Origin of the sequence: Streptomyces sp. NPDC057854 (assembly GCF_042797055.1) — a bacterium.
Taxonomy (GTDB): Bacteria; Actinomycetota; Actinomycetes; order Streptomycetales; family Streptomycetaceae; genus Streptomyces.
In genome coordinates, this window is sequence record NZ_JBHVMF010000050.1 from 1 (window position 1) to 7,346 (window position 7,346).

Here is a 7,346-nt window from a genome sequence, read left to right on the forward strand (position 1 = left end):
GTGCTACCTCGCGACCAGTGCGATCGGTCCACGCCGCAGCGGCTGGATCGTGGTCGGAGGCGCGATCGTCGCGGTCGTCCTCGCTCGCGTCACCGGGCTCGACGCCACCGTGACGGCGCTCGTCCTGGGCGTGACGTCCGCTGTGCTCGGCCTGCTCCGGGGCGCCGACGTCGACCGCCGCGAGCTGGTCATCCAGGCCCTGGGTTTCCTGGGCTTCAGCGCCGTCGCGCTCACGGCCATGACGGTGGGCCCCGTCCCGGCCCTCTACCTGGCGGCGCTGGCCGCCGTCGGGCACGCCGCGTGGGACGTCGTCCACTTCGTCCGGGACCGCGTCGTGCCTCGTTCTCTCGCGGAGGCCTGCTTCGTGCTCGACCTCGGTCTCGGCCTCGCGATGCTGTTCCTCGCCGCCGTCATGCCGATGTAATGGAGGTCCATACGATGTCCAGGACAGCACGAACGAGGGGGTCGAACCATGGGGCGCGTCGTCGTCGCGAACTTCGTCAGCATCGATGGCGTCATCCAGTCGCCGCTCTCACCGTCGGAGGATCCCGACGGCGGGTTCCAGCACGGCGGCTGGGTCTCGGCGGGCGACGACGCCGTCGACGCCTTCATGCGCGACGTGACGCTCGGAGCGACCGGGATGCTGCTCGGCCGCCGCACCTACGAGATCCTCGCGGACGCCTGGGCGGACGCCGACGAGTCCGAGCCGGCGGTCGCGGCGATGAACCGCATGCCGAAGTACGTGGTCTCGTCGTCCGCGGACGGTCTCGGGTGGCAGGGGTCGCACCTGCTCGAGGGCGACCCTGCGGACTCGGTGCGGGGCCTGAGGAACCGCACCGACGGCACCCTCGTCGTCTTCGGGTCCGGGACCCTGGTCAGCGGCCTGGCCGAGCACGACCTCGTCGACGAGTACCGGCTCCTCGTCTTCCCCGTCGTCCTAGGTGTACTGACCCAGCAGGTTGTTGACGTAGCGAGAGACCTCCGGGTCGAGTGGGAGCTGTCTAGGAACCCGGCTCGCACCAACGGAGGTCTCTCGTGTCCCACGCTAACGCCCGGCTGACTCCGGCCGGCAGGCTGACCATGGTTCAGCGCATCGCGGCAGGCCGCCCGGTCGCGCACGTCGCCGCGGAGATGGGCGTCTCACGCACCACGGCGTGGCGGTGGTGGCGCCGCTACCGGCAGATCGGCCGGGCCGGTTTGGTCGACCGGTCCTCACGCCCGCACTCGTGCCCGCACCGCACGCCGGCATGCGTGGAGGCCAGGATCCGGATCTGGCGGCACCTGGCCCGCCGCGGGCCGGTCGACCTGGCGCGCCGGGTCGGGGTGCCGGCCTCGACGGTGGGCCGGGTCCTGGCCCGTCACCACACCCCGCTGCTGGCCGAGTGCGACCCGATCACCGGGCACCTCATCCGTGCCACGCGGCGTACTACGCGCCGCTACGAGCACCCGTATCCGGGCTCGCTGGTGCACATCGACGTCAAGAAGCTCGGCCGCATCCCTGACGGCGGCGGCTGGCGCGCGCACGGTCGTTCCGAAGAGGTCCGTGGGCGCGGGATCGGCTACGACTACGTCCACACCGCGATCGACGACCACTCCCGGCTCGCCTACGCCGAGATCCACCGCGACGAGAAGGGCACCACCTGCGCCGGGTTCCTGACCCGGGCCGCCGCGTTCTACGCCACTCACAGCATCGCCATCGAGCGCGTCCTGAGCGACAACGCGAAGAACTACCGCCAGTCCCACGCGTTCCGCGACGCCGCGGCCGATCTCGGGATCCGACTGAAGTTCATCAAGCCGCACTGCCCCTGGACCAACGGCAAGGCCGAACGCCTCAACCGCACCCTGGCCGCCGAGTGGGCCTACGCCCGCCCCTACACCTCCAACCAGGACCGAGCCCAGGCATTGCCGATCTGGCTGGACCGGTACAACCTGGAACGACCCCACACCGGCATCGGCGGCCTACGCCCCATCGACCGCGTGAACAACGTCCCGGGTCAGTACAGCTAGCGCGCGGTGCCGTCCTGCGGGCCCGTGCCCCACGGCGGTGCCTCGCCCGCGGACGCGACCTCCTCGACGATCTCGTCCGCAGGCGCCTCGACCGCGTCCTCGACGGGACCGGCGACGTCGCTCGCGGCGGCCGTCGCGTCCGGGCCGTCCTGGGCGTGCAGCGCCCGCGTCCGCAGCAGGCTCGCGACGGTGGTGACGGCGAGCGCACCGATGATCACGACGAGCGACAGCCAGATCGGGACGGTCGGCACGGCGTCGAGGTGCTCCCCGCCGTTGAGGAACGGCAACGTGTTCTCGTGCAGCGCCTCGAGGATCAGCTTCACGCCGATGAACCCGAGGATCACCGCGAGACCGATCGGCAGGTAGACGAGCCGCTCGAGCAGGCCGCCCAGGAGGAAGTAGAGCTGGCGCAGGCCCATGAGGGCGAAGACGTTCGTCGTGAAGACGATGAACGGGTCCTGGGTGAGCCCGAAGATCGCGGGGATCGAGTCGAACGCGAAGAGCAGGTCGGTGCTGCCGATCGCGAGGAACACGATGACGAGCGGCGTGAAGACCCGCTTGCCGTCCTCGATCGTGCGCAGCCGGCCGCCGTCGTACTGCGTGCCCAGCGGCAGCACCTTCCGCAGCGCCCGCACGGCGCGGTTCTCGTGGTACTCCTCGGGCTCGTCCCCGCCGGCCACGAGCTTGATCGCCGTGTAGATGAGGAAGGCACCGAAGAGGTAGAACACCCACACGAACTGCGCGATGATCGCCGCGCCCGCGAGGATGAACGCCCCGCGCAGCACGAGCGCGACGATGATGCCCACCATCAGGACGCGCTGCTGCTGGTCTCGCGGGACCGCGAACCGCGCCATGATGATGACGAACACGAAGAGGTTGTCCACGGAGAGGCTGTACTCCGTCAGCCACCCCGCGTAGAACTCCCCGGCCGGTGCCGCACCGCCGACCGCGCCCACGATCGCCCCGAAGACGAGGGCGAGCGCGACGTAGAAGCCGACCCACAACGCGCTCTCGCGCATCGAGGGGACGTGCGGGCGACGCCCCACGACGAACAGGTCGACGAGGAGCAGCACCGCGAGCGCCGACAGCGACGCCCACTCGAACCAGACGGGAAGCTCGTGAACCATCAGCGTGAGCCCTCCGAGCTCTCGACGGAGCGCCGACGGTCGGCACGGTCCTTGGCGAGGCTCGCGACCGTGGTGATCGTGAGCACGACGACGATGAACCCGAGCGACAGCGCCGTCGAGATCTCCGGGATGGCGGTGATGTGCTCACCGCCGTTGATGAACGGCACCTCGTTCTTGTGCAGCGCGTGGATGAGCAGCTTGACCCCGATGAAGCCGAGGATCGCCGCGAGGCCGTACGCGAGGTAGACGAGGCGGTCGAGGAGGCCGTCGATGAGGAAGTAGAGCTGGCGCAGGCCGAGCAGCGAGAACGCGTTGGCGGCGAACACGAGGTAGGTCTCCTGCGTGAGCCCGAAGATCGCGGGGATCGAGTCGACCGCGAAGAGGAGGTCCGCGCTGCCGATCGCGATCATCACGATGAGCATCGGGGTGATGTAGCGCTTCCCGTCGATCTTCGTCGTCATCTTGTCCTCGACGTACGTCTCCGTCGTCGGGAACAGGCGGCGGGTCAGCTTGAGCGCACCGTTCTCGTGGAACTCCTCGTCGTGGCCCGAGCCCGCCTTGACCTGCGTCCACGCGGTGTAGAGCAGGAACGCGCCGAAGATGTAGAAGATCCAGCTGAAGTTCTCGATGAGGGCCGCGCCGAGGAAGATGAAGATCGTCCGCAGGACCAGCGCGATGGTGATGCCGATGAGCAGCACCTTCTGCTGGTAGAGCCGCGGGACGCGGAAGCTCGTCATGATGAGGACGAACACGAAGAGGTTGTCGACCGACAGGCTCTTCTCGGTGATGTAGCCGGCGAAGTACTCACCGCCGTACGTCGAGCCCCAGACCGCCCAGACGATCCCGCCGAAGGCGACCGCGACGGCGACATAGCCCGCGGACCACCAGGTGGCCTCGCGCAGGCTCGGGGCGTGGGGCGTGCGCACGTGCCCGACGTAGTCGACGGCGAGCATCGCAAGGATCACGCCGACGGTGACGAGCCAGACCCAGACGGGGACGTCCATGCAGAAACCTCCGGTACGTAGCACTGAGTACCGAAGGTCTCTTCCGCCACGCACCGCCACGCGCACCCGCACGGGACGCGGGCTGGTGGTTGCGGGACCGGTGACACCGGGCCGACGACTGCGCCGGCCGTGATGACGACATCACCGTGTGGGAATACTCCCCCTCGCTGAGGAGCCAGCATAGGCCATGGCTCCTCCTGACGTGACAACACCGTGCCACCGTGGACTGTTCCTCGGTGGCCCGTGAGCGGCGCGCCCGTCGTCTCAGCGGCGGCCCCTCAGGCGGTCGCGGCCTGCATCTGCCGCAGCTCCTTCTTGAGTCCCGAGATCTCGTCGCGCAGCCGGGCGGCGAGCTCGAACTGGAGCTCGCCCGCGGCCGCGTGCATCTGGTCGCTCAGCTCCTGGATGAGCTCGGCCAGGTCGCTCGCCGCCGCGCCGGCGAGCCGGTTGCCCGACGACGCGCCCTCCTTGGGCCCGCCGGGCACCGGTGCCTTGCCCTTCGCGCCCTTGCCCGGCTGCCGGTACCCGCCCGCCAGGAGCTCGGCCGTGTCGACGTCCTCGCGCGCGAGCATGTCCGTCACGTCGGAGATCCGCTTGCGCAGCGGCGTCGGGTCGACCCCGTGCTCCGTGTTGTACGCGATCTGGCGCTCGCGCCGGCGTTCGGTCTCCTCGATCGCCGCGGCCATCGCCGGGGTGATCTTGTCCGCGTACATGTGCACCTGCCCGGAGACGTTGCGGGCCGCGCGGCCGATCGTCTGGATGAGGGACTTGGGCGACCGCAGGAAGCCCTCCTTGTCGGCGTCGAGGATCGCGACGAGCGACACCTCGGGCAGGTCGAGGCCCTCGCGCAGGAGGTTGATCCCGACGAGGACGTCGTACTCACCGAGGCGCAGCTCGCGCAGCAGCTCGACGCGCCGCAGGGTGTCGACCTCCGAGTGCAGGTACCGCACCCGCACGTCCTTCTCGAGCAGGTAGTCGGTGAGGTCCTCCGCCATCTTCTTGGTGAGGGTCGTGACGAGGACGCGCTCGTTCCGCTCGACCCGCTCGCGGATCTCGTGCAGCAGGTCGTCGATCTGCCCCGTGGTCGGCTTGACGAGCACCTCCGGGTCGACGAGGCCGGTCGGCCGGATGATCTGCTCGACCACGCCGTCCGCCATCGAGAGCTCGTAGTCGCCGGGGGTCGCCGACAGGTAGACGGTCTGGCCGATCCGCTCGACGAACTCCTCCCAGCGCAGGGGGCGGTTGTCCATCGCGCTCGGCAGGCGGAACCCGTGGTCGACGAGGCTGCGCTTGCGCGACATGTCGCCCTCGAACATCGCGCCGATCTGCGGCACGGTCACGTGCGACTCGTCGATGACGAGGAGGAAGTCCTCCGGGAAGTAGTCCAGCAGCGTGTTCGGGGCCGATCCCGCCTCGCGGCCGTCGATGTGCCGCGAGTAGTTCTCGATCCCGGACGCGGTGCCGATCTGGCGCATCATCTCGATGTCGTACGTGGTGCGCATGCGCAGCCGCTGCGCCTCGAGCAGCTTGTTCTGCCGCTCGAGCTCGTCGAGCCGCTCGGCGAGCTCGGCCTCGATCGAGGAGATCGCGCGCTCCATGCGCTCCGGCCCCGCGACGTAGTGCGTCGCCGGGAACACGTGGATGCTCGGCTCGGACCGGATCACGTCGCCCGTGAGAGGGTGCAAGGTCTGGATGCTCTCGATCTCGTCGCCGAAGAACTCGATGCGGACCGCGAGCTCCTCGTACACCGGGATGATCTCGACCGTGTCCCCGCGCACGCGGAACGTGCCGCGCGTGAACGCCATGTCGTTGCGCGTGTACTGCATGGTCACGAACTGCCGCAGCAGGTCGTCGCGCTCGACCTGCATGCCGACGTCGAGCCGGACCATGCGGTCGACGTACTCCTGCGGCGTGCCGAGGCCGTAGATGCACGACACCGACGCGACCACGACGACGTCGCGCCGGGTGAGCAGCGAGCTGGTCGCGGAGTGCCGCAGGCGCTCGACCTCGTCGTTGATGGACGAGTCCTTCTCGATGTAGGTGTCCGTCTGCGCGATGTACGCCTCGGGCTGGTAGTAGTCGTAGTACGAGACGAAGTACTCGACCGCGTTGTTGGGCAGCAGCTCCCGGAACTCCGTCGCGAGCTGCGCCGCGAGGGTCTTGTTGGGCGCCATGACCAGCGTCGGGCGCTGGAGCTCCTCGATGAGCCACGCCGTCGTGGCCGACTTGCCCGTCCCGGTCGCGCCGAGGAGCACGACGTCCTTCTCCCCCGCGCGGATGCGCTGCGAGAGGTCCGCGATCGCCGTCGGCTGGTCGCCGGACGGCTGGTACTCGGAGATGACCTCGAACGGGGTGGTCGCACGCTGGAGATCGGTCACGGGACGCATGAGTCCACGGTACGTCGAGCCACCCACACGAACCCTTCCGCGCGCGGTCGACGCACCCCCTCGGAGCCACGACCGGAAATCACCCCGACGTAATTTGGAAGGTGTCATTCGGAACCTCTAGGGTCGCCTCGACCCTGCCGCTCCCCGACGCCCGTGGAGCAGCCTGACCGCACGGACCACGGGCGACGGAGTCCGCCAGCAGTAAGTCAGCGCCGCTAGCGAACCCTCGACCTGGAGCCGACACCATGCGCCTTCACCCCGCGCGCCCCCGCGGAATCCCCCTGCTCGCCCTCACCGCGCTCACCCTGACGACCGTCGGCCTCGCCGCGCCCGCGACCGCTGAGCCGCTGGCTGCCGCGCCGACGGTCACCGCCGACGACGTCTGCACCGCGGACCCGTCCACGCGACCGGTCGGTGTGTACGAGCTCACCGCCGTGGAGGACGCGGGCGTCGGCATCTGGGCGGGGGGCGGCCTCACCGTCACGACGGCGACAGAGCTCGAGGGCCGCGTCGTCGTGGGCGGGGACGCCGACCTCTCGGGAGCCGGGAGCCTCAACGTGGGGACCGCGGGGGGCGGCGGCTCGGCCATCACCCCGGCCGGCGGGACCGACATGCTCGTCGTCGGGGGCGACCTCGCGACCGCGACGAACACCCAGGTGGGCTTCCACGCGTCGAGCGGCGGCAACGTCGTCGTCGGGGGCGAGATCACCGGCGCGACCCCGAGCACCGAGAGCCGCAACGCCCCGGGCCGCCCGGGCACCGTCACGCAGGGCGTCGGCCGCGAGGCCGCCCTGCGCCCCTACACCGCGCTCCCCGGGCTC

The 7,346-nt window shown here is 70.0% G+C and carries 7 protein-coding genes; 4 read left to right on the forward strand and 3 right to left on the reverse strand.

All coding sequences use genetic code 11. The annotated features are described in order from the left end of the window. The 3 genes from ACFVQZ_RS36230 to ACFVQZ_RS36240 form a co-directional block, all read left to right on the forward strand. A partial coding sequence (locus ACFVQZ_RS36230) for a hypothetical protein (protein ID WP_383629147.1) occupies nucleotides 1-424 on the forward strand: 424 nt, incomplete at its 5' end. Between the two features lie 48 nt (nucleotides 425-472). After that, complete coding sequence (locus ACFVQZ_RS36235; RefSeq protein WP_383629149.1) at nucleotides 473-1,060, forward strand: dihydrofolate reductase family protein; 588 nt, start codon at nucleotides 473-475, stop codon at nucleotides 1,058-1,060. Next, nucleotides 1,036-2,007 (forward strand): IS481 family transposase, encoded by a 972-nt coding sequence (locus ACFVQZ_RS36240; protein ID WP_255179744.1) that lies wholly within the window; start codon nucleotides 1,036-1,038, stop codon nucleotides 2,005-2,007. Before ACFVQZ_RS36235 ends, ACFVQZ_RS36240 begins: the two co-directional genes overlap by 25 nt. Here the strand turns inward: ACFVQZ_RS36240 and ACFVQZ_RS36245 are convergent. The 3 genes from ACFVQZ_RS36245 to uvrB all read right to left on the reverse strand — a co-directional run bounded on the left by ACFVQZ_RS36245 (nucleotide 2,004) and on the right by uvrB (nucleotide 6,525). Then, the gene (locus tag ACFVQZ_RS36245) at nucleotides 2,004-3,134 is read right to left on the reverse strand and encodes a TerC family protein (RefSeq protein ID WP_378232082.1); all 1,131 of its coding nucleotides are present in this window, start codon (nucleotides 3,132-3,134) and stop codon (nucleotides 2,004-2,006) included. The two genes, ACFVQZ_RS36240 and ACFVQZ_RS36245, sit on opposite strands and share 4 nt — an antisense overlap. Continuing rightward, nucleotides 3,134-4,138 (reverse strand): TerC family protein, encoded by a 1,005-nt coding sequence (locus ACFVQZ_RS36250; RefSeq protein ID WP_378232084.1) that lies wholly within the window; start codon nucleotides 4,136-4,138, stop codon nucleotides 3,134-3,136. Before ACFVQZ_RS36250 ends, ACFVQZ_RS36245 begins: the two co-directional genes overlap by 1 nt. 278 nt (nucleotides 4,139-4,416) lie before the next feature. Continuing rightward, nucleotides 4,417-6,525: an excinuclease ABC subunit UvrB gene (gene uvrB / locus ACFVQZ_RS36255; RefSeq protein ID WP_378216403.1), complete on the reverse strand. Its 2,109-nt coding sequence runs from the start codon at nucleotides 6,523-6,525 to the stop codon at nucleotides 4,417-4,419. A 245-nt stretch (nucleotides 6,526-6,770) separates the two neighbouring features. Between uvrB and ACFVQZ_RS36260 the strand changes: the two genes are divergently transcribed. Then, nucleotides 6,771-7,346: choice-of-anchor A family protein (locus tag ACFVQZ_RS36260; protein ID WP_383629152.1), on the forward strand; the 576-nt coding region annotated here is incomplete at its 3' end.

Bases quoted from the DNA above. Each gene is read 5' to 3' on its own strand.
- ACFVQZ_RS36245 (WP_378232082.1), bottom strand. From the start codon at position 3,134: ATGGTTCACGAGCTTCCCGTCTGGTTCGAGTGGGCGTCGCTGTCGGCG.
- ACFVQZ_RS36250 (WP_378232084.1), bottom strand. From the start codon at position 4,138: ATGGACGTCCCCGTCTGGGTCTGGCTCGTCACCGTCGGCGTGATCCTT.
- ACFVQZ_RS36235 (WP_383629149.1), top strand. From the start codon at position 473: ATGGGGCGCGTCGTCGTCGCGAACTTCGTCAGCATCGATGGCGTCATC.
- uvrB (WP_378216403.1), bottom strand. From the start codon at position 6,525: ATGCGTCCCGTGACCGATCTCCAGCGTGCGACCACCCCGTTCGAGGTC.